Annotated in this window: 24 protein-coding genes; 9 read left to right on the top strand and 15 right to left on the bottom strand. The window is 60.2% G+C overall.

Going from position 1 to position 20,721, the window contains the following annotated elements:
• Window positions 1–2: 2 nt before the first annotated feature.
• Both dnaX and pdxB read right to left on the bottom strand, forming a co-directional pair.
• Window positions 3–2,045 carry a DNA polymerase III subunit gamma/tau gene (gene dnaX, locus AC2LD7_RS10235; protein WP_484597631.1) on the bottom strand — a complete coding sequence of 681 codons (2,043 nt, stop codon included), beginning with the start codon at window positions 2,043–2,045 and terminating at the stop codon, window positions 3–5.
• 114 nt (window positions 2,046–2,159) lie between these two features.
• Entirely contained in the window at window positions 2,160–3,305 is a 1,146-nt protein-coding gene (gene pdxB, locus AC2LD7_RS10230; protein ID WP_484597630.1) for a 4-phosphoerythronate dehydrogenase PdxB, read from the bottom strand.
• A 122-nt stretch (window positions 3,306–3,427) separates the two neighbouring features.
• Between pdxB and AC2LD7_RS10225 the strand changes: the two genes are divergently transcribed.
• Window positions 3,428–4,816, top strand: coding sequence for an MATE family efflux transporter (locus AC2LD7_RS10225; RefSeq protein ID WP_484597629.1), 1,389 nt, complete (start codon window positions 3,428–3,430; stop codon window positions 4,814–4,816).
• Window positions 4,817–4,835: 19 nt separating this feature from the next.
• Here the strand turns inward: AC2LD7_RS10225 and AC2LD7_RS10220 are convergent, their stop codons facing one another.
• Complete coding sequence (locus AC2LD7_RS10220; RefSeq protein ID WP_484597628.1) at window positions 4,836–5,591, bottom strand: sulfite exporter TauE/SafE family protein; 756 nt, start codon at window positions 5,589–5,591, stop codon at window positions 4,836–4,838.
• Between the two features lie 106 nt (window positions 5,592–5,697).
• On the opposite strand from AC2LD7_RS10220, the gene AC2LD7_RS10215 reads away from it, so the two are divergent.
• A complete protein-coding gene (locus tag AC2LD7_RS10215) occupies window positions 5,698–6,654 on the top strand; it encodes a LysR family transcriptional regulator (RefSeq protein WP_484597627.1) in 957 nt (318 codons plus the stop codon).
• A gap of 13 nt (window positions 6,655–6,667) precedes the next feature.
• Here AC2LD7_RS10215 and AC2LD7_RS10210 read toward each other — a convergent pair whose 3' ends face one another.
• Both AC2LD7_RS10210 and speE read right to left on the bottom strand, forming a co-directional pair.
• Complete coding sequence (locus AC2LD7_RS10210) at window positions 6,668–7,009, bottom strand: ribonuclease E inhibitor RraB (RefSeq protein WP_484597626.1); 342 nt, start codon at window positions 7,007–7,009, stop codon at window positions 6,668–6,670.
• A 348-nt stretch (window positions 7,010–7,357) separates the two neighbouring features.
• Window positions 7,358–8,218: a polyamine aminopropyltransferase gene (gene speE, locus AC2LD7_RS10205; protein WP_484597625.1), complete on the bottom strand. Its 861-nt coding sequence runs from the start codon at window positions 8,216–8,218 to the stop codon at window positions 7,358–7,360.
• 167 nt (window positions 8,219–8,385) lie between these two features.
• Between speE and AC2LD7_RS10200 the strand changes: the two genes are divergently transcribed.
• Window positions 8,386–9,330: a DNA-3-methyladenine glycosylase family protein gene (locus tag AC2LD7_RS10200; protein ID WP_484597624.1), complete on the top strand. Its 945-nt coding sequence runs from the start codon at window positions 8,386–8,388 to the stop codon at window positions 9,328–9,330.
• On the opposite strand, the gene AC2LD7_RS10195 is transcribed toward AC2LD7_RS10200, so the two are convergent.
• From AC2LD7_RS10195 to aroC, 8 genes are all read right to left on the bottom strand, one after another.
• A complete protein-coding gene (locus AC2LD7_RS10195) occupies window positions 9,287–9,814 on the bottom strand; it encodes a histidine phosphatase family protein (RefSeq protein WP_484597623.1) in 528 nt (175 codons plus the stop codon). The genes AC2LD7_RS10200 and AC2LD7_RS10195 overlap by 44 nt on opposite strands.
• A gap of 27 nt (window positions 9,815–9,841) precedes the next feature.
• Window positions 9,842–10,033, bottom strand: a complete 192-nt coding sequence (locus AC2LD7_RS10190) for a PLDc N-terminal domain-containing protein (RefSeq protein ID WP_484597622.1) — start codon at window positions 10,031–10,033, stop codon at window positions 9,842–9,844.
• Window positions 10,034–10,037: 4 nt separating this feature from the next.
• The gene (locus AC2LD7_RS10185; RefSeq protein ID WP_255976634.1) at window positions 10,038–10,247 is read right to left on the bottom strand and encodes a PLD nuclease N-terminal domain-containing protein; all 210 of its coding nucleotides are present in this window, start codon (window positions 10,245–10,247) and stop codon (window positions 10,038–10,040) included.
• Between the two features lie 74 nt (window positions 10,248–10,321).
• A complete protein-coding gene (mtnC, locus tag AC2LD7_RS10180) occupies window positions 10,322–11,005 on the bottom strand; it encodes an acireductone synthase (RefSeq protein ID WP_484597621.1) in 684 nt (227 codons plus the stop codon).
• Window positions 11,006–11,007: 2 nt separating this feature from the next.
• Window positions 11,008–11,553, bottom strand: a complete 546-nt coding sequence (locus tag AC2LD7_RS10175; protein WP_484597620.1) for a 1,2-dihydroxy-3-keto-5-methylthiopentene dioxygenase — start codon at window positions 11,551–11,553, stop codon at window positions 11,008–11,010.
• 79 nt (window positions 11,554–11,632) lie between these two features.
• Entirely contained in the window at window positions 11,633–12,262 is a 630-nt protein-coding gene (locus AC2LD7_RS10170; RefSeq protein ID WP_484597619.1) for a methylthioribulose 1-phosphate dehydratase, read from the bottom strand.
• Window positions 12,259–13,410, bottom strand: a complete 1,152-nt coding sequence (locus AC2LD7_RS10165; protein WP_484597618.1) for an MFS transporter — start codon at window positions 13,408–13,410, stop codon at window positions 12,259–12,261. Before AC2LD7_RS10165 ends, AC2LD7_RS10170 begins: the two co-directional genes overlap by 4 nt.
• Before the next feature lie 68 nt (window positions 13,411–13,478).
• On the bottom strand, window positions 13,479–14,570 hold the full coding sequence (gene aroC / locus AC2LD7_RS10160; RefSeq protein ID WP_484597617.1) for a chorismate synthase: 1,092 nt from the start codon (window positions 14,568–14,570) through the stop codon (window positions 13,479–13,481).
• A 154-nt stretch (window positions 14,571–14,724) separates the two neighbouring features.
• Between aroC and AC2LD7_RS10155 the strand changes: the two genes are divergently transcribed.
• The gene (locus AC2LD7_RS10155; protein ID WP_484597616.1) at window positions 14,725–15,690 is read left to right on the top strand and encodes an alpha/beta hydrolase family protein; all 966 of its coding nucleotides are present in this window, start codon (window positions 14,725–14,727) and stop codon (window positions 15,688–15,690) included.
• Between the two features lie 68 nt (window positions 15,691–15,758).
• Window positions 15,759–16,547 (top strand): hypothetical protein, encoded by a 789-nt coding sequence (locus tag AC2LD7_RS10150; RefSeq protein WP_484597615.1) that lies wholly within the window; start codon window positions 15,759–15,761, stop codon window positions 16,545–16,547.
• A gap of 42 nt (window positions 16,548–16,589) precedes the next feature.
• On the opposite strand, the gene prmB is transcribed toward AC2LD7_RS10150, so the two are convergent.
• Entirely contained in the window at window positions 16,590–17,510 is a 921-nt protein-coding gene (gene prmB / locus AC2LD7_RS10145; RefSeq protein WP_484597614.1) for a 50S ribosomal protein L3 N(5)-glutamine methyltransferase, read from the bottom strand.
• A gap of 188 nt (window positions 17,511–17,698) precedes the next feature.
• Here prmB and AC2LD7_RS10140 point away from each other — a divergent pair, with 188 nt between their 5' ends.
• The 4 genes from AC2LD7_RS10140 to folE all read left to right on the top strand — a co-directional run bounded on the left by AC2LD7_RS10140 (window position 17,699) and on the right by folE (window position 20,007).
• On the top strand, window positions 17,699–18,292 hold the full coding sequence (locus AC2LD7_RS10140; protein WP_484597613.1) for a cysteine hydrolase family protein: 594 nt from the start codon (window positions 17,699–17,701) through the stop codon (window positions 18,290–18,292).
• Window positions 18,293–18,381: 89 nt separating this feature from the next.
• Window positions 18,382–18,699: a hypothetical protein gene (locus AC2LD7_RS10135; RefSeq protein ID WP_484597612.1), complete on the top strand. Its 318-nt coding sequence runs from the start codon at window positions 18,382–18,384 to the stop codon at window positions 18,697–18,699.
• Window positions 18,700–18,797: 98 nt separating this feature from the next.
• Window positions 18,798–19,355, top strand: a complete 558-nt coding sequence (locus tag AC2LD7_RS10130; RefSeq protein ID WP_484597611.1) for a Smr/MutS family protein — start codon at window positions 18,798–18,800, stop codon at window positions 19,353–19,355.
• Window positions 19,356–19,461: 106 nt separating this feature from the next.
• A complete protein-coding gene (gene folE, locus AC2LD7_RS10125) occupies window positions 19,462–20,007 on the top strand; it encodes a GTP cyclohydrolase I FolE (RefSeq protein WP_484597610.1) in 546 nt (181 codons plus the stop codon).
• A gap of 99 nt (window positions 20,008–20,106) precedes the next feature.
• Here folE and AC2LD7_RS10120 read toward each other — a convergent pair whose 3' ends face one another.
• On the bottom strand, window positions 20,107–20,712 hold the full coding sequence (locus tag AC2LD7_RS10120) for a glutathione S-transferase family protein (RefSeq protein WP_484597609.1): 606 nt from the start codon (window positions 20,710–20,712) through the stop codon (window positions 20,107–20,109).
• Between the last annotated feature and the right edge of the window lie 9 nt (window positions 20,713–20,721).

The raw sequence follows: 20,721 nt of genomic DNA, 5'->3' as shown, positions 1-20,721 counted from the left end.
GATCAGGGTTCGGAGTGTTCTACGGGTTCGATGGTACCGTCGCGGATGACCGCGGCGAACTGTTGCATCAGTTGCTGTACCACGGGATCAGCCTGGATCGATTGCTCGGCTGCCCGCTGCCGCTCGCCACGGCGCCGGGCTGCCGCCTGGGCGGGCGTTTCCTGCTGCGGTGTCTGCAGTTCGATATCCAGCTGCAGCGTCCGTCCATGATATTGGTTCAGGGCATCGTTCAGGCGCCGATGCTGAGTCGCGTTGAACAGCGCACTCTGCGCTGGGTCCAGGTGCATCAGCCAGCAATCGCCTTCCACGGAAATCAGCGTGCAGTTTGCCGCGATGCTCCCAGTCAGACCACCCAGGCCGAGTTTCAGATAGATATCGAGCCACTCCGCGGCCAGTCCGGTTGCCGGCTTGACAGCTAGCGCCGGCTCGGTTGCCTGCGGCTCTGATACCCGTTCACCCAGCCCATCGAGATAGGCTTCAGCCTGCGTCTCGACTTCGAAATAGTCCTCGTCGGTCAGCGGCGGCTCATCGTCGTCCGGCTCGTTGACCTCGACGACTTCAGCAGAATGCTGGACGGGTTCATCGAGCGGCGCAGCCTGCTGCTCCAGCGCCTCGCTTTGCACCGCAACCGGCGGCGTAGCGGGTGGCTCATGCCAAGGCAAGTCGACAATCGGAGGGGTGACGGGCTCCGCCTCTGCAGATATGGGCAACGCAACAACCGGCTCGGCTTCGACCTCTTGCACCGACTCCGATGTCGGGCTGGACTGGACTGGAACCGGCTCCGGACGTGACGCCAATGAAGGTACATCTGGGTCTGGTTGCGCTGGAACAGGCGCTGCAGCCGGCTCATTGACCGGTGCAGCCAAGGTTGCTGTACCGGCCACGGCTGTTGTCTTGGAATCAGTCGTGGCCGGACTGACTCCCAAGTTCTTTAATGATGTTCGGGGTGCGTCTTCACTGTTGGCGGGTCGAAACGCGAGCATGCGCAACAGGACCATTTCGAAGCCGCTACGCGGATCGGGTGCCAGCGGCAGATCGCGCCGGCCAATCAAACCCATCTGGTAATAGAACTGCACATCCTCGGCGGGCAGCGCCTGCGCCAATGCCAATACCCGATCGCGGTCACCCTGCCCATTGTCCACCGCTTCGGGCAGCGCCTGAGCGATAGCGACGCGGTGCAGCACATTGAGCATTTCCGCCAGCACACCGCCCCAGTCGGGCCCCTGTTCAGACAGATGACGAACCGCTTCGAGCAGCGTGCGCGCATCGCCCTCCAGCAAGGCCTGCAGCACGCCATAGACCTGTCCATGATCGAGGGTGCCGAGCATGCTGCGGACATCGGACGCAAGAACCTTGCCCTCGCCGAACGCGATGGCCTGGTCGGTCAGGCTCATGGCGTCGCGCATCGAGCCGTCGGCGGCGCGCCCGAGCAGCCAGAGCGCATCCTCCTCGAAAGGCACCTGCTCGACGCCGAGCACGTGGGTCAGATGCTCGACCACGCGCTCCGGCGGCATGTTCTTCAGCGAGAACTGCAAGCAGCGCGAGAGGATGGTCACCGGCAGCTTTTGTGGGTCCGTCGTGGCCAACAGGAATTTGACGTGCGGCGGTGGCTCCTCAAGGGTTTTGAGCAGCGCGTTGAACGAGTGCGACGAGAGCATGTGAACTTCGTCGATCAGATAAACCTTATAACGACCGCGGCTGGGAGCGTACTGCACGTTGTCCAGCAGCTCGCGGGTATCCTCGACTTTGGTTCGGCTGGCAGCGTCGACTTCGATCAAATCGACGAAGCGCCCCTCATCGATCTCGCGACAGACTGAGCACTCGCCGCAAGGTGTTGAGCTGACACCGGTTTCGCAGTTGAGACACTTGGCGATGATCCTCGCAATGGTGGTTTTACCCACCCCCCGAGTACCGGTAAATAGATAGGCATGGTGCAGACGCTGACTGTCCAGCGCGTTGATCAGGGCCTTGAGCACATGCGTCTGGCCGACCATTTCGCGGAACGAGCGCGGACGCCATTTACGGGCTAGAACCTGATAACTCATAACACCATCGCGGGATAAAGCAGAGGACGGGTAATGCTAGCGGAGCAGGCCGCAAATTGCATCCAGCCTGTCATAAGCAACGCTGATGCGCATCCCAATTGCGCCGTCCGCCAGTCAGCTCTTCAAGGTCGCGCCGAGGGCACGGACAAGTTGCTCCAACTGCGGCTGACCGGCATCAATCTCGATCTGCAACCCATCTATCTCGCGCCGCGGCGGGTACTGTTTGCGCAATTGATCGAAACCGATACGGCGCTGATCCTCGTCTTCAATCAGGCTTCGACGGAAGGCAGCGTCGTCCTTTCGCGGGTCATAGACGGCCCGACAGATCGTCGCCAGCACGTCGTTTGGTTCGGCCGAAGCGTCGAACGACATCGCGCGCAGCGGCGGGACAGGCATCAGCTCAGCCAGCTCAACCTTTGGCTCCAGTCCTTTGCTGGCGCAAAACGCCTGATATACCTGAGCTGTTCCGCGCAACTTACCGTCCAGACTGTAGCCAGCGATGTGCGGCGTCGCGATCCAGCACAGCTCGGCCAGCTCAACGTCGACTTGCGGCTCCCCCTCCCAAACGTCGAGCACCGCCTGGATGTCGGGGCGCCTGGCCAACTGGCCACGCAGGGCTGCGTTGTCGACAACTGCACCGCGGGCTGCGTTGATCAGCCAGGCGCCCGAGCGCAGTTGCTCCAGGCGAGACGGGTCAAACAAGTGGAACGTCGAATGCTCACCCTCCAACGTTAACGGTGTGTGCAAGCTGATGACGTCGCATTCCGCGAGTATTTCGTCCAGGCCGACAAACTCACCTACTTCGCGCGCCTGGCGCGGCGGATCGCAAACGCGCACATCCCAGCCCAAGCCGCGAAGGACCTCCACCAACCTTCCCCCGACTTCTCCAGCACCGACCACACCATACCGGCGGCTAGCCAGATCGACACCCTCGCCCTCTGCCAGAGCCAGCAAGCTGCCGAGCACATAATCGACGACGCCTCGAGCGTTGCATCCCGGCGCGCTGGCCCAGCTAATTCCCGCTTCTTCGAAATAGTCGATGTCCAGATGATCGGTGCCTATGGTGCAGGTGCCGACGAAACGCACCGCACTCCCTTCGAGCAGCTCACGGTCGACGCGGGTGACCGAGCGCACCAGAAGCACTTCGGCCTGCTCCAGCGCCGCTCTGTTGATGCTGCGTCCGGGCATGCGGCGAATCTCGCCATGTTCGGCAAAGAAGGCGTCGACCAGTGGGATGTTTTCGTCGGCAAGGATGCGCATTGGCGGGCTCCGTCAGTAATCGGTCCATTCTAGACCGCGCCGAGCCGCTCTGCTGCCTTCCCGATAGCGCCTCGCGCGGCGTAGACTAGTCCGCTTCCTGTATACAATTCGGATAAATCTGCATGCCCACTGAGTTGAGACTCAGACGGGTTCGCGTTGAACTGCGCACCCTCTTCGCCCTTGCCTTACCGATGATGATTGCCCAGCTGGCGAACACCGCCATGGGCTTCGTCGATACCTTGATGGCCGGGCGCGTCAGCCCGCAGGATCTTGCCGCGGTAGCCTTGGGGAACTCCATTTGGGTTCCCGTATTCTTGCTGGTGACCGGCATCATTCTGGCAACGACACCCAACGTTGCTCAGCGCTTCGGCAGTGACCAGCACGAGCAGATCGGTCCGCTGGTACGCCAGGCGCTCTGGATGGGTTTCGGCGTCGGCTCGCTGTTCGCATTGTTGATGTGGAATGCCGAGCCGGTGTTGCACCTGATGCAGGTCGAACCGGCCTTGATCGATCCGACCATGGCCTACCTGCGTGCGGTCGCCTGTGGCTTTCCGGCGGTGGCCCTGTATCAGGTGCTGCGCTGCTACAGCGATGGGCTCGGACACACCAGGCCGAGCATGGTGGTGGGCATTCTCGCCCTGATGCTCAATATCCCGCTGAACTACATTTTCATCTATGGCAAGTTGGGCCTACCGGCCATGGGTGGCGTCGGCTGCGGCTGGGCCACGGCGTTGGTCATGGGCTTCATGTTGCTGGCGATGCTGTTCTGGGTGCGGCGGGCCAACTATTACCAGCCGAGTCGGCTATTCGCTGATTTCGACTGGCCGCAGTGGGCGGTACTCAAACGCCTGCTTTCCGTTGGCGTACCGATCGGCATCGCGGTGTTTGCCGAGGCCAGTATCTTTTCGGTGATCGCACTGTTGATTGGCGGCCTGGGTGCGACCGTGGTGGCCGGGCATCAGATTGCGCTGAACTTCACTTCGCTGATCTTCATGATCCCTTTGTCGCTGGGCATGGCCATTACCGTGCGTATCGGCCAGGCACTGGGTCGTAACGCGCCGCGGGATGCGCGCTTCGTTGCCGGCGTCGGGATCGTTTCAAGTCTGGTATATGCCTGCTTCTCGGCCGGCGCGATGCTGTTGTTCAGCGAGCAGATCGCTCGTATCTACACCACCGATCCAGCCGTCATCGCCGTCGCTGCCAGCCTGTTCTTGTATGCCGCGTTGTTTCAATTCTCCGACGTGGTACAGGTCACCGCCGCCGGCGCCCTGCGTGGCTATCAAGACACGCGCATGACCATGATTTTCACGCTTTTCGCCTATTGGGGAATTGGTCTGCCGGTGGGCTACATGCTTGGGCTCACCGACAGGTTTGGCGAGCCGAGCGGGCCAGCAGGACTCTGGCAGGGCCTGATCGCCGGCCTGAGCTGTGCCGCGATACTGCTGACTATCCGTCTTGTGCGTAGCGCCCGCCGCGAGATACGCCGTCAGGCGAGCCTGACCGCAGCGTAACCCGGCAAGATTCAGACGCTCAGACCTCGTAAGCCAGCATCATTGCGCTCAGCAGCAAGAAAGCGCTGAAAAGCAGGCGCAGCAGGCGCTCCGGTAATGCGTGCGCCAGTTTCACACCAAGGCTGATACTCAGCAAACCACCCACGGCGAGCGGCAACCCCAGCGACCAGTCGACCTGTCCATGGGTCGCATAAGTGACCAGCGTCACGCCAGTGCTGGGTGCCGCCAAGGACAGGGAGAGACCTTGGGCGACGACCTGTGAAGTACCGAACACCGTTGTGAGTACCGGAGTGGCGAGTACTGCGCCTCCTACACCAAACAACCCGCCCAGCGCTCCTGCACCAGCCCCCAGCGCTCCCAGCCAGGGCCAGGGATGGCGCAGTTCGGTACCGCCGGGCTGCGGCTGGAAAAAAACTCGCAATAGCATATAGGCAGCCAAAGCCAGTAAAAAACCGACGAAGGCGATGCGCATATGCCCAGCGTCCAGAGAAACCGCAACCGCGGCGCCAGCGATCGCGAAGCAGAAGCTGGTAATGCCTAGGGCCGCCGCATGGCGCAGATCGATACGGTTGCGCTGGTGATAGCGCCAGATAGCAAGCAACACGTTCGGCACCACCATTACCAGTGCCGTGCCTTGCGCGACCTGCTGATCCAGACCGAACAGCACGCCAAGCACCGGGATCGCGATCAACCCACCGCCGATTCCGAATAGCCCGCCGAGGGTTCCCAGCGCTAACCCCAACACGACATTCAATCCGAATCCGAGGAAATCCATCAATTCACTTCCTGAAAAACAGCAATGCTACTCAGCGCCGGCTGGCACGAACATGCAAAGCCACGCACAATCGCTTTGCCCTTCACGCAAAAGTGGAACGAACCTTATGGACGCGAATGCCCTGACCGATCAGTTCAGGCTGTTCCTCGATGTGCTCGAAACCGGTAGCTTCTCCGCCGCGGCTCGCCTGCATGCACTCACACCCTCCGCCGTCGCGCGGCGCATCGATTCGCTGGAACGTTCGCTCGATTGCCAGCTCGTCAGCCGCAGCACCCATTCGATCAAGCCCACCACAGCGGGCCAGGCCTTTGCCGAGCGCGCCAGACGCATCGTTCAGGAGCTGCACCTGGCCCGTGCCGAAATGACGTCGCTGCACAGCGCACCCGAAGGCCGTATCCGCATCGATGCGCCAGCGCCTTTCGGTCGCCGGCATCTGGCGCCCGCGCTTGCGGAATTCCTGCTGGCCTATCAGGGCGTCGATATACAACTACGTCTGATCGATAGCTTCATCGACTTGCAAGGCGAACATCTGGGCGAAGTCGATCTGGTGCTACGCATCGGACCGCTGGCCGACACACGCCTGGTCGCCACACCGCTGGCGCCAATGATGCGAATAGCCTGCGCCAGCCCCGCCTATTTGGAACAGCGAGGCATGCCGCGCAGCGTGGCGGAACTGCCGGAGCATGACGGACTCGACTGGGATGCACTGGCACCCCCTCATGCCTGGCGGTTCGAGCATGAGGGGAAACGACAGCTGTTGCGCCCGCGTCGCCTGCGAATGGTCACCAATAACGCCGAAGCGCTACTCAGCGGGACGCTAGCAGGTTTGGGTATCGCGCATCTGCCGACCTGGCTGATCAGCGACCATCTACTGCGTGGCGAGCTGCTGCCGTTGTTCTGCGAGCATGGTTTGCCAATGCCAGAGGCGAGCGGTATCTACGCCCTGCGCCTGACCAGGGAAGCCGATTCGCGCAGCCGGCTACTGCTGGAGTTTCTTAAAAGCCGCTTCGGCCCAGTCCCACCATGGGACCAGGCACTGCAAAGCGGACTCGGTTTTGGTTGAAGAAGATTGCAGATCAGACAGCGCAGCCCGAAAGCTCCTGGGTCACACCCCAGCCGTCGACTACACCACCAAGTGGCTCGACCAGGTTCTCCAGATCCTGTTCGAAGTCACCGATGCCATCGAAGGTGGCATACATCACCTTGCTGACCTGGAGATCCCAGGCGCCGTCTTCACGGGGCGATATCTGAGTATTGACGCACTCGCCGTGAAAGTTACTCGCGGCTGCGCATGCACGCTCTCGGTCGGGAAAAACGGCGTAGAACTCGATCGGATGGACACGGGCGAAATCGAAACCGCCCTCTTTCATCCTCAGTAGCACGTTGCTGCTTACATCCTCATGGAAGGTGGTACTCATAAAACAACCTCCTCTCACTCATGGATGAACGGTTTTTTTAGGAATAGCGCAGTAAGCCTCGTTACGGATGATTGCTGGAACAGCGCCAGCGGGTGCCTTGGACTGCGAGCGCCGGGCGCGATAAACCTGATCGGTATTACTAATAGTCCTCTGCAGCGGTAGGTAGTTCGATTCGGACGAAGTCGCAAACTATTACGCTTTGCAGCAGCACGCAGCCGCCTTTCGAACATACGGCGTATGCAATGCCGCTGCAATGGGGCTTGTCGTCGGGAGGATTATTTGCGCCGGCCAAGGCCAGGCACCGACCCCGCGGCGCGCCGTAGCAGACGCTGCGAGGCGCTGAGCGGTTTAGTCGTTGCTGGGCTTGCCGATGGCCTGCAGCACGTATTGAGGCAGCGCGAACGCGCCGAGATGGATGTGCGGATTGTAGTAGCGCGTGACGATACCGCTACCGGCGAAACGCTGGCGGAGCGTCTCCAACGACAGTTTGCGACTTTCCGAATCGCAGGCGCCCCAGGCGAAGGTCATAGCGCCGCCGATATAGGTGGGAACCGCCGCTTGATAGAAATGCCAGTCAGGGAACAAGCCAGTCATGCGCTTGGCGGTGGTCTGCACTTCGGCCAGTTGCATGAATGGGGTACCGTTCTGCGTGACCAGGATGCCGCCATCGTTGAGGCAGCGGCGGCAGGCCTGGTAGAAGTTTTCGGAAAACAAGACCTCACCCGGCCCGATGGGATCGGTCGAGTCAGAAATGATCACGTCGAATTTCTCTTCGGTGGTGGCGACGAAGCGCATACCGTCGTCGATCACCAGATTCAGCCGTGAGTCAGCGAACGCACCCTTCGAATGCTCCGGCAGAAACGCCTTGCACATCTCCACCACGGTGCCGTCGATCTCGACCATGGTGATGCTCTCTACATCACGGTGCTTGGCGACTTCGCGCAGCATTCCGCCGTCACCACCACCGATGATCAGCACGCGCCGCGCCAACCCATGGGCCAGAATCGGCACGTGAGTGAGCATCTCGTGATAGATGAACTCGTCTGCCTCGGTGGTCTGAATCACGCCGTCGAGCGCCATGACGCGCCCCATGCGCGCGTTTTCGAAGATGACCAGATGCTGATGCTCGGTGCGCACTTCGTGCAGCATCTTGTCGATCCTGAAGCGCTGGCCGTACCCCTCGTAGAGAGTTTCCTGATAGTCGCTCATGGGTGTCTCCCTGATGGATGGCATAACAGACAGGCAGCCCGCAGGCCGCGCGGCTCGCCCGTTGGCAAAGACGGGCATTCTACTTTGGTCCCATGACAGGCGAAACCTCATGCTTTCAAAGCGCATTCGGTGAAGACAGCGCCATCAACGGTGGCTATCGTCGGGTTATGACAACGCAAATGCATCTTCCTTATATTGCCCCCTGGAGCTGGCCGCAATTTCATCAGCACTTCGCGCTGCGCCTGCTGCCGGGTGTCGAGGCCCTCGATACCGAGCGTTACAGCCGCACCGTGCGCGTCGGTGGCAGCGTCGGCTGGATCAGCGTTCGGCCGTCGCCAGAGCAATCCGCCCTAGAACTGACACTTAGCGATTCGCTACAAGAGCATGCATCTGAGCTGGCATCGCGGGTTCGCAGGATGTTCGATCTCGATACCGATCCGGCAATCGTAGCGCGGCAGTTCGCTGACGACCCGCTGCTCGGTCCAGTTGTCGCTGCCAATCCGGAGTTGCGCCTGCCTAGCGCGTTCGACCCGTTCGAACAAGCCGTGCGGGCCATCGTCGGTCAGCAAGTGACGGTCAAGGCAGCAGTCACTATCACTCGGCGTTTGGTCGAGCGGTTCGGCGAAAAACTGCCTGCAGCTCCAGCAAACGAAGCAACCGGTTTACTCAGACTTTTCCCCGGCCCCGAAACTCTGGCCAATACGTTGCTGGACAACATCGGCATGCCTGGCAAACGCGTCGCGACGCTACAGCGTCTGGCGGCCGCCGTGGCTGACGGCGCGCTGGAACTGCACGTCGAAAACGGTGCGGATGAGCTGATCAAGCGATTATGCGAATTGCCTGGGATCGGCCCATGGACTGCCGAATATATTGCCTTGCGGGGGTTCGGTGAGCCGGATGCCTTTCCAGCCGCGGATCTTGGGCTGCTCAAAGCTCCGCTGTGGGGAAGCGAAGGCATCACAGCCAGACAATTGCTGGCACGGTCGCAAGCGTGGCGGCCCTGGCGGGCCTATGCTGCGGTACATATCTGGCAGAACTATAGCGATGCCATAACGGTAACGAAGCAGGTCAAGGCGGTGGAATCTTCGCCATTACTTTCGGTGGCTCGATAATTGGCAAGGCCAGAATCAGTCCCTCACCGGAACGAGGAACTACCCCAGTCAAAGCGGTTATGTTGACCTGATGCGTTATCAGCACCACCGGAGGAATTGCCGGCAGGGAATTGACTAGCTCGCGTAACGCCGCGGTCTGCCCGGACTTCCGATCGGACTGAGCGAAGAATGAATCAAGTACCGGCACGGGTTCAGCCGTAGCCAGCCCCATCTGCTCGGCGGTTTCCAACGCGCGACACCAACGACTGCTGAGTACCCTCGGTCTGGAAATACCCTTCTGGCGAAGCAGGTCGCCCCAACGCTGCGCCTCTAGCCGCCCGGCGTCGTTCAAATTTCTTTGGGTCGCGCAATTTCCAAGAACGAAGCCCGGTGGATCGCCCAACCCTGGTGCGGTTGCATGGCGCAGCAGCAGAACTGCCTTGCCCTCGCGCAGTGCTGACCAAGCTTCATCATCAGCGGCACAGACGTTTAACGCGCATAGCATCAGCGGCAGCCATCCATGCCAGGCAAGCTATAGCCTGACCTTGCCGAAATGCCCGGCAGCAACGAGCCACATGATCAGACCGACAACTGGCAGCAGCACGATGACGAGGTTCCAGATGATCTTGCGTCCAATCTCGATGCGGCTGCGCCAGACCTGAAAGATGGCTAGCAGGTCCGCCACCAGCACCACGACAGCCAGCAGAGCGCTCCATGTCTCCACGCGCCTATGGCCTCAGATTCCTGTCATCGGGACGGTTGCCACGTGGCCCCATGATGCCCCAGATAACCAGGCCGAGAACCGGCAGGATCACGATCAGCAGCACCCAGAGTGCCTTTTTGCCGGTAGTGGCGTCGCTGCGCACAACACTGACGATCGCCCAGATGTCCAGTGCAAGAATAAGCAGGCCGAAAATACCGCCGAAGGCATCGGTCATGGCGAGACTCCAAATTACGGTGGGTTCGTAATTAGGATGCCTGGGCGGTTTGAGGGTTCAGTAGCGCGACTTGCTCAATAGCGAGCCGGATCGATCGAACCAAAGTTGTCGACAATCTGATGACCAGCCAGCTCGCCACCGTCGCGAACCAAACCACAGGTGTGCATACCTGCTTTACGTGCGGCATCCAACTCGCCCACCACATCGGAAAGAAACAGGATCTCGCTGGGCGACAGACCGATCGAACCGGCGATTCGTGAGTAGGACTCGGCTTCGCGCTTATGGCCGGAGCCCGTGTCGAAATAGCCGGAGAACAGCGGCGTCAGATCGCCCACCTCCGCACAGCCGAAGATCAGCTTCTGTGCCTGGATCGAGCCCGACGAATATACGTATAGCGCATAGCCTTGCTCATGCCAGCTACGCAGCGCACCCACCGCATCGGGGTAGACGTGGCCTTTGAGTTGACCGGCGCGATAGCCTTCGGCCCAAACCATTCCTTGTAGCGCTTTCAACGAAGTGGCCTTGCGGTCCGCGGCAATCCAATCCAGCAAAATCTCCACCACACGTTCGAGCTTCGCATCCAATTCGCCACTCTCACGGCGCACCGCATCGATCTGTTCCGCCACCACCGGCTCGGCCGCATGGTTGCGCACAAACGCAGGCAAGTTCTCACGAGCATAGGGAAACAGCACATCGAAGACGAAGCTCACCGCGCTGGTGGTGCCTTCGATGTCGGTGAGGATGGCTTTGATCGGCATGTTCAGTCCTCCAGACGCGGAAAGCGGCCGGCGATATCTTCACCGGTAAACTGCGCGACCCAACCTTCGGGATTGTTGAACAGGCGGATGGCGACGAAATGGGGGTGCTCGCCCATGTCGAACCAGTGCCGGGTTCCGGCGGGAACCGAGATCAGATCATTCTTTTCGCACAGCACGGCGTAGACCTTATCCTCGATGTGCAGCGTGAAGAGCCCGCGGCCGGCAACGAAGAAGCGCACCTCGTCTTCGGCATGACGATGCTCCTCGAGAAATCTGGCACGCAGTTCGGCCTTCTGCGGATGGTCGCTGGATAGGCTGATCACATCGACGGTGACATAGCCGCGCTCGCTCATCAGCCGATCGATCTGGGGACGATAGGCCGCAATCACTTCTTCCGGGCTGGCACCGGCACCGATCGGCGCGCTGGCCTCCCAGCGCTCGAGATGTACGCCGACCTCGGCCAGCGTGGCGGCAATGTCCTCGAGGTGAGTGAGAACCTTGAGTGGCTGCTCGGGGACTGTGTCCTGATAAACGCTGAGAATGCTCATGTGATTGTCTCTCCGGCCGGGCGTGGCTCACCCGGCTTTGTCGTCGGTAATTCGGCGACACGCGCCGCGTGCTGTAAAACTATTGGCGGTTCACGCATTGCAGCGTCCGCATTTTCAGTTCGCATTCGAAGAGGAACTCGAAGGCCTCGATCTGGCGCAGCGCATCGCTCATCTGTGCGCCCCAGGTATACAGGCCATGGCCGCGTATTAGATAGCCAACGCAATCAGGATGCTCATCAAGCCAGGGTTGCACGCGGGAAGCGAGCCGCTGGATATCCTGGTCGTTATCAAAAATTGGCACCAGTACCTGGGACTCGTGAGTGGCAATACCGCTGAACGCCTTTTGCAACTCGTAATCCGCGAACACCAGTGAATCGCTGAGGCAAACACGCGACAACACAGTGGCGTTGACCGAGTGCGTATGCAGAACCGCGCCAACGTCCGGCTTCCAGCGATACAGCTGCGTATGCAGCAAGGTTTCTGCCGAAGGCTTCTTGCCTTCTTCCAGACTACAGCCGCTCATGTCGACCGCTAGCAGATCGCTAATCCCGAGTTCGCCCTTGTGCTTGCCGGACACGGTCAGCAGCACCTCGGCATCGTTCAGACGCGCCGAATAGTTGCTGCTGGTAGCCGGTGACCAGCCGCGGCCATAGAGGAAGCGCCCCGCGTCGATGATCGCCTGGGACAAGTGTTCACGGATGGCTGTCATGCCCGGTTCTCCTGCGTAGGGATGGCAATGATAACGGCTGCGATCATGGCCGCCAGGCTCGCGATCGCGAAGGTCCATATCGGACCGAGGCTTTCCCAGCTGTAGCCTGAGTAAAGTGCGCCCAGCGCTCCGCCGACACCGGCAAGCGTCGCGTATAGCGCCTGTCCCTGCCCCTGCTGACGGTGGCCGAAACTCCGTTGGACGAAGTGGATTGCCGCTGCGTGAAAGCTGCCGAAGGTCGCCGCATGCATCAGTTGAGCGACCAGCAGTACCGCAAGATGATCGGCCAGCGTCCCCAGCAGCAACCAGCGGATCGCCGCCAGAACAAAGCTTGCCGCCAATACCTGACGCAGCGAGAAGCGCGCGAGCAGCGCGGCCATGATCAGGAACACGAGAATTTCGGCGATCACACCCAGCGCCCAAAGCAGGCCAATGGTGCCACGCCCATAGCCGAGCGATTCCAGGTGGATGCTGAAGAACGTGTAGTAAGGACCGTGGCTGACCTGCATCAGGCCAACGCAGGCGAAGAACGCCAGCACACTCGGACGGCATAGTTGGCGCATGAAACCACCCTGCCCCGCGGTCTCTGGCCGTTGCTCTGGAGCCGCATTAGGTACCCACGCACTACTGATGACGATGCCTGCCATGATCGCCATCAGCGCGATGGGGTAAACGTCCAAACCAAAGCGCTCGAACAGCGCCCCAAGCCCGACCACCGCCAAAATGAAACCGATACTGCCCCACAGGCGAATCTGGCTGTAGCGTGACGCCTGCTCGCGCAGATGCGCCAGGGTAATGACTTCGAACTGTGGCAGCACGGCATGCCAGAAGAACGCGTGCAGCGCCATCACCAGCACGAGCCAGGCGTAACTCTTGCTATAAAAAATCAGACTGAACGAGAGCAGCGTGCAGAGCGCACCGATGCGCACGATAGCCAGGCGCTGACCTGTGGTATCACCAAGCCAGCCCCACAGATTCGGCGCCAGGCAGCGCATCAACATAGGAATCGCCACCAACTCGCCAATGCGCTCGGCGGAGAAACCGAGGTGGTCGAAATAAAGCCCGAGATACGGCGCAACGGCACCCAGCACGGCGAAATAGAAAATATAGAAGCCGGACAGGCGCCAGTAAGGCAATGAAGCGGCCATAGGCTACAGGCACCTGGCCTCAGGGCGAAGCCGCTCTCGCCTACAGCCAGCGGCCTGTAGCCTGCAGCTCACAGTTGCGTTAGAACCGGCGTCGCCACCCGCACGTCACCGTTCTGCCCACGATGGCGCAGCAAATGATCCAGCAGCACGATCGCCATCATCGCTTCGGCGATCGGCGTGGCACGGATGCCAACGCAGGGGTCGTGACGGCCTTTCGTGATGACTTCCACCGCATTGCCATCGACATCGATCGAGCGCCCTGCCGTGGTGATGCTGGAGGTCGGCTTCAGCGCCAGATGCGCGATGATCGGCTGACCTGAAGAGATGCCGCCGAGGACACCGCCAGCGTTGTTCGACAGGAAACCTTCCGGCGTCATCTCGTCTCGGTGTTCGGTGCCGCGCTGGGCAATACTGGCGAAACCGGCGCCGATCTCGACGCCCTTGACTGCGTTGATGCTCATTAACGCATGCGCCAGATCGGCATCAAGGCGGTCGAAGATCGGCTCGCCAAGCCCGGGTGGCACGCCCTCGGCGACTACGCTGATCTTCGCGCCGACCGAATCCTGGTCACGGCGCAGCTGATCCATATAGGCCTCCAGCTCCGGCACCTTGTCTGGATCGGGGCTGAAAAAAGCGTTCTGTTCGACACTTGTCCAAGTCTTGAATGGAATCTCGATCGGGCCCAGCTGACTCATATAACCGCGCACCTGAATGCCCAGCGTCGCTAGATATTTCTTGGCAATGGCGCCGGCTGCGACGCGCATCGCCGTCTCGCGCGCCGAGCTGCGCCCGCCGCCGCGATAATCACGCAGACCGTACTTGTGGTGGTAGCTATAGTCGGCATGAGCAGGCCGGAACTGATCCTTGATTGCCGAGTAATCCTTGGATTTCTGATCGGTGTTGCGAATCAGCAGACCTATAGGGCAGCCGGTGGTGCGTCCCTCGAACACGCCGGAGAGGATTTCGACTTCGTCGGCCTCTTGACGCTGGGTGGTGTGTCGGCTGGTGCCGGGCTTGCGGCGATCGAGGTCTCGCTGCAGATCCGCAACGGACAGCTCCAGCCCCGGCGGACACCCATCGATGATGGCGACCAGTGCCGGGCCATGGCTTTCACCAGCGGTGGTGACGGTGAACAGCTTGCCGTATGTGTTGCCGGACATGCAGGGCGCTCCGCGATCGACCTAAACAGGGGGCGGAAGTATACCCGAGCCGCCGAAGGTTTCACTGCCTTGGGTGACGGCGCATACTGCTATCCGGCGAACCAAGCGTCCTGCATCGCATCCAACCCGCTTCGTCGATGATCGAATCTCTGCCATGCGTTTTCTTTTCCTGCTTGTCCTTTTTGCCATGCCCACTTCTCACATATACGCCCAGACGCTGCTGAACGAGAGGATGACTGTGCAAGTGGCGGACGGCCGTCTACAGGGCAGCCTGCTGCTACCAAAGGCCGCCGAGCCTTTGCCGGTGGCCTTGCTGATCGCCGGCTCGGGCCCTACCGACCGCAACGGCAACAACCCCATGGGAAGGAGTGACAGCCTCAAGCGGTTGGCGCAAGCGCTTGCCAAACGCGGCATTGCCAGTCTGCGCTACGACAAGCGCGGTGTCGCACAGAGCCTCGCCGTAGCACCGAATGAAGAGCAACTGAGCGTGGAGCATTATGTCGCCGATGCGGTGGCATGGGCACGACAGCTCGAAGCCGACTCACGCTTCTCCGCAGTGGTACTGATCGGCCATAGCGAGGGCGCGCTGATCGCCAGCCTCGCCGCACCAATCGTCGAACCGGCCGCATTGATCAGCATTGCCGGCAGCGGCCGTCCCATCGATCGGCTGCTGCGTGAACAACTGCAAGGCCGTCTGCCGCCACCGCTGCTGGCGACGGCGCATTATCTGATCGACGAACTCAATGCGGGGCGCACCCATGAGCAAGTACCGGAAGCACTGCAGATTCTGTTTCGCCCAAGCGTGCAGCCCTACCTGATTTCACTGTTCCGCCAGGATCCGATACAAGCATTTGCCAACGTAACTGCGCCTGCGCTGATCATCCAGGGCACGCATGACATACAGGTCGATCGCGAAGATGCCGAAGCATTGCAACGTGCCCGCGAAGACGCCGAGCTGGCGCTGATACCGGGGATGAATCACGTGCTGCGCATCGTTCCGATGGACCGCGACAGGCAGACCGCGTCCTATAACCAGCCTGAATTGCCTATCGCCTATGCGTTGACCGAGCGAATCAGCCGGTTTTTGCAGGAATATGGCGTATTGCCAGCCTCCAGTTAGCCTATCGGCGGCCGATACGCACCTTGCCTGCCGCAATGACTCAACCGCCCAGGCTTAGGACGCCGAACATGACCGATAGCTCACCAGCACCGAACGACGACGAGGCCCAAGCGCCCGAAACCCCACAGCCGCACCCCTGGGCCGAGCTTGCCCCGGATCGCTTCCGATTGCTGCGCCTGTCGCCATTAGCGACCGACCGGGATACCGGTGCGCGCCCGCTACGGTTCGTTGAGCTGGCACAGATAGAACGGCATACGCCGCAGCAGAGCCTATTGAAGCTGTTTGTGAGACTACCTGGCCAGTTGCTGTCGAAGAAACACAACGTACTGGAAATCTGGGCAGATCATCGGGCCAAGGAGTTGCGCTTCGGCCCCGATTCCGGCCTGCATATGGAACCAACCAATCGCGGCCTCGGACGCTTTCTACTGGCGCAGGGAGCCCTTTGGGCGCAGAAGCGTTGGGCGCACTACCTGGTGGAAGGCGGCTCCCTTCCCGCCAAGGATGTAACGGGCGAAGACATGCGTTTGCGACGTGATCATTGCCTGCAGACCCAAGGCTTCGAGGTGCTCTATCCCGACCCCCAGCAGCTCAAAGCAACCTACGGCGTCCCTCGTGTCAGCACGCTGCGCCCCGACTGGAATACAGAGAAGGTGCAGATCATCGAGCTGAAGGATGCTGCGGCGATGCTCGAGCAGGCTGATCGCAATCTGCAAGAGCAAGAAAAAAAGATTCGCGATATCCAGGAGCGTTTAGACAAATTTCGCCGGGAAGATGGCACCCTCAGATTCACCATTGCCTGTCTCGTCGCATTCTCGCTATTTCAGGCAGGCCTGCTGATCTGGATCGCGACTCGCTAACAGAGCTGGCGCCGCGCAACATGGCGGCGCCTCACCGTCCTATTAGCGGTTGAGCCGCTCGCGAAACAACACTTGGTTTTCACGGCATTGACTCGCGGCGAGCAGAAACACGCCATGCCCGCCCGCGGCGAATTCCAGCCAAGTGAAATCCACCTCCGGATAAAGCGCCTCGACATGCACCTGGCTATTGCCGACCTCGACGATGAGGGTGCCGGTATCGGTCAGGTGGTCTGCCGCCTCAGCCAGCATCCGCCGCACCAGATCCAGACCATCATCACCACAAGCCAGCCCTATGGCGGGTTCGTGATGATATTCATCTGGCATGTCGGCGAAGTCCTCCGAGTCCACGTAAGGCGGGTTGGAGACGATCAGGTCGAAGCGTTGCTTGGGCAACCCATTGAATCCATCACTTTGCACCGTATACACCCGCTCTTCCAGACCGTGCTGCTCTATGTTGCGATTGGCCACTTCGAGCGCCTCGAAAGATAGATCGGCCAGTACCACCTCAGCATCGAGAAACTCGTAGGCGCAGGCAATGCCGATGCAACCGGAGCCGGTACAAAGATCCAGGATTCGTGCCGGACTCCGCTCCAGCCAAGGTTCGAAACGTCGTTCGATCAGCTCGCCGATTGGCGAACGTGGAATCAGTACACGTTCATCGACAATGAACGGAAGTCCGCAAAACCAGGATTGCCCAAGCAGGTAGGCGGTGGGCACGCGTTGCTCGATCCGACGGCGCAGCAAGCTCTGCAAATGCTCGCGCTCGTCATCCTCCAGACGGCAATCCAAATAGCTATCGGCGATTTCCCAAGGCAGGTGTAAAGCGCCGAGCACCAGCTGGCGCGCCTCGTCCCAGGCATTGTCGGTGCCATGGCCGAAGAACAATTGCTCGGCATGGAAACGGCTGACAGCCCAGCGAATGTGGTCACGCAAGGTGCGCAAGCGGGAAGGCGAAGCGGTCACGTCGGCATCTCCTGTCAAAAGCGCGAAAGTTTAGCCGAAGGACAGTCGGGTTTCTCAGGCTTCTGCAGCCGCAGTACTGGCCTATCGCCGGTTATTGCCGATTCAGTTGACGAATCATCGGTTTGGGCAGTTCACATCTTGGTCATCTGGCGCCACAATCATGCCCCTCTCACAACAAGGAGTCAGTCATGTCCAAGCCACAGACCATGCTTCAGCTCAGTGGCCGCAGTTATGCACCGGCGACTCTGGCTAATGCGACCCTTGTGGTCATTGACGTTCAGGAAGAATATCGGACAGGAACTCTCGCGTTACCGAACCTGAGCTCGGCGCTGGACGAGATCAACAGCCTGGTGACCGCAGCCCGCGCAGCCGGAACGCCCGTCGTGCATGTACATCATCTTGGCATTCCCGGCGGTCTGTTCGATCCCCAAGGCCTTCGAGGACAGATCATGCCGGAGGCAGCTCCCCTACCCGGCGAGGCGGTGATAGGCAAAACGCTGCCCAACGCGTTCGCGGGGACCAAGCTGCACGAGCTGCTGCAACAACATGGCCGTCTGGACCTGATTGTTTGCGGCTTTATGACTCACTCCAGCGTGAGCACCACCGTTCGCGCGGCAAAGGATTATGGTTATCGCTGTACGCTGGTGGATAAAGCCTGCGCCACCCGCGATCTGCCGATGGGTGACGGTACGCTCGATGCCGCGCAGGTACATCGCATGGAAATGACCATTCTTGCGGATAACTTCGCCGTCTGTGTCGCCGATGTCGGAGCGCTTGCATAAGCAGGTCGGGCATCAAGCATTGCCAGACAGGCGAATGAACCTGACCGGGCAGTCCCGGTCATAGCCCTGTTCCCGACGAGGTAATCGGAATGAAACGAACCGACGGTTTCGATGCACGCCGCCTCCGCCCACGCGAGCGGCGAAGCTGGGGCTCACGTTTCGGCGCGATTCTTGGCTTGCTGCTGATTCTCGTCGGCGTTCTCCTGACGGCCTCTGGTGCGGCATCCCTGTTCAGCGGCAACGAAGCCTTTACCAGCATGGCATTCGATCGCGAGGCTGCCGTAACGTTGCTCGCGCTGGGCCTGGTTCTGTTATTGATCGGCGCGTTAATCAGACGCAGAGTGCGCCGCCGCTTACACGAGCCCAGCGGACTCAGCCTCTCCCCCGGTCTGAGAAAGAAACGCTGATCGGTAAAGCCACCCTTCTGCCTCGCATCCGCTTTTGCCAATGGAAGCGATAACGACGAAACCTTTGGGGTAAAATCGCCGACCAATGCGGAGGCCCCATGCAAGAAGATGACTTTTCCTTGTTCAAATCTGCGGTTCGCGGTGTCAAGCCGATCGAACATAACCGTGCCGACACTGGCAAACCACGCAGCAACAAGGCGCAGATAGCCACTCGGCGAGCGAACGCAGTTATCAATGATGGCGAGGCCCGAATAGATGGACTTTCCGATCAATTCGTCATCGATGTAACGGCAGAAGACGAATTGTATTGGGTGCGCGACGGTGTCCAGGACAGTCAGATGCGTAAGCTGAAAGCTGGCCAGATTCCCTTCGAAGGCAGCCTCGACCTGCATGGACTGAACGTTGAGAAAGCCCGCGAGTTGCTCTGGGATTTTCTTGCCGAAGCCTGCAAATTCGAGATCCGCTGCGTACGGGTGACACACGGCAAGGCCGCGCGAATCGACGGCAAAAGGCCGCTGATCAAGAGCCACGTCAACACCTGGCTACGCCAGCACGCTCAGGTACTCGGATTCACCTCGTGTCTACCGAGACATGGTGGTACCGGTGCGGTCTACGTCATTCTCAAGCGAACCATGCTGGAAGGCCGTGACGAATAACCGTCGCGCGCTCAGCCATGCATTCTTCGGCGTGCTGCTTGCAGCCCAGCCGCTGAGCCCCTAACCTTCGCATTCGCGCTTTTCTGCAAGCCTGACAGGTAGTCAAATGTCCCTGGAAACTCATTACACCGCGATCCTTGGCCAGCTGGGTGAGGACGTCAACCGCGAGGGCCTGCTCGATACGCCCAAGCGCGCCGCCAAAGCCATGCAGTACCTGTGCAAGGGCTATCAGCAATCTCTCGAGGAAGTCACCAACGGCGCGCTGTTCAGCTCCGACAACAGCGAGATGGTGCTAGTGAAGAACATCGAGCTGTACTCCTTGTGCGAGCACCACATGCTCCCGTTCATTGGCAAGGCCCACGTAGCCTATCTGCCCAACGGCAAAGTGCTCGGGCTTTCCAAGGTGGCGCGCATCGTTGATATGTACGCTCGCCGACTGCAGATCCAGGAAAACCTCACGCGCGAAATTGCCGAGGCGATCCAGAAGGTCACAGGCGCCTGGGGCGTAGCAGTCGTAATCGAAGCACAGCACATGTGCATGATGATGCGCGGCGTCGAGAAGCAGAACTCCTCGATGGTCACCTCGGTAATGCTCGGGCAGTTCCGCGAGAACGCCGCCACCCGCAGCGAGTTTCTCGGGCTGGTCAGATAATCCAAAGCTGGAAGCTAGACCTGCAGAATGCGGAAGCCTGCCTAGCTTCCAGCTTCGTCTAAGTCTAACGTCCAGTCTCCAGCCGTTTTGCCCGTTTTTTTAATCGAACATCCCGACGTGCCGCGGGTGGCTGGCGACTCGCTGCAGCCATGCGCCGATCGCCGGATATCCGGCTAGCCGAAAACCACCCTCTTCGGCCACGTGCGTATAGGCGTACAGCGCAACGTCGGCAATGGAGTACTGCTCGCCAACCAGATACGGGGTGCGCAGCAACTGCTGCTCCATCACCTGTAAGGCGTGATAACCGTCCAGCTGCTTGGCCGCGTACTCATCGAGACGATCATCCGGCATGCCCAGATAAAGCTTGATGAATCGCGCCACGGCAATAAACGGCTCATGACTGTACTGCTCGAAGAACTGCCATTGCAGAACCTGGGTACGCAGCCGCGCATCCGAGGGCAGGAACTCGGTTCCCTCTGCCAGAAAATTGAGAATCGCGTTCGATTCCCATAAGCAGGTGCCGTCTTCCAGCTCAAGCACGGGTATCTTGCCGTTGGGATTCTTTTTCAGAAAAGCCTCTTCGCGACTTTCACCGCGAAGAATATCGACCGCAACCCATTCGTAATCTCGGCCCAACAGATGCAGCATCAGCTTCACTTTGTAGCAGTTGCCGGACCGATAATCGCCATAAACCTTGTATGCCATTTCCCCTCC

The organism is Stutzerimonas sp., from assembly GCF_982611455.1.
This window is presented reverse-complemented; position numbering and strand designations above follow the sequence as displayed.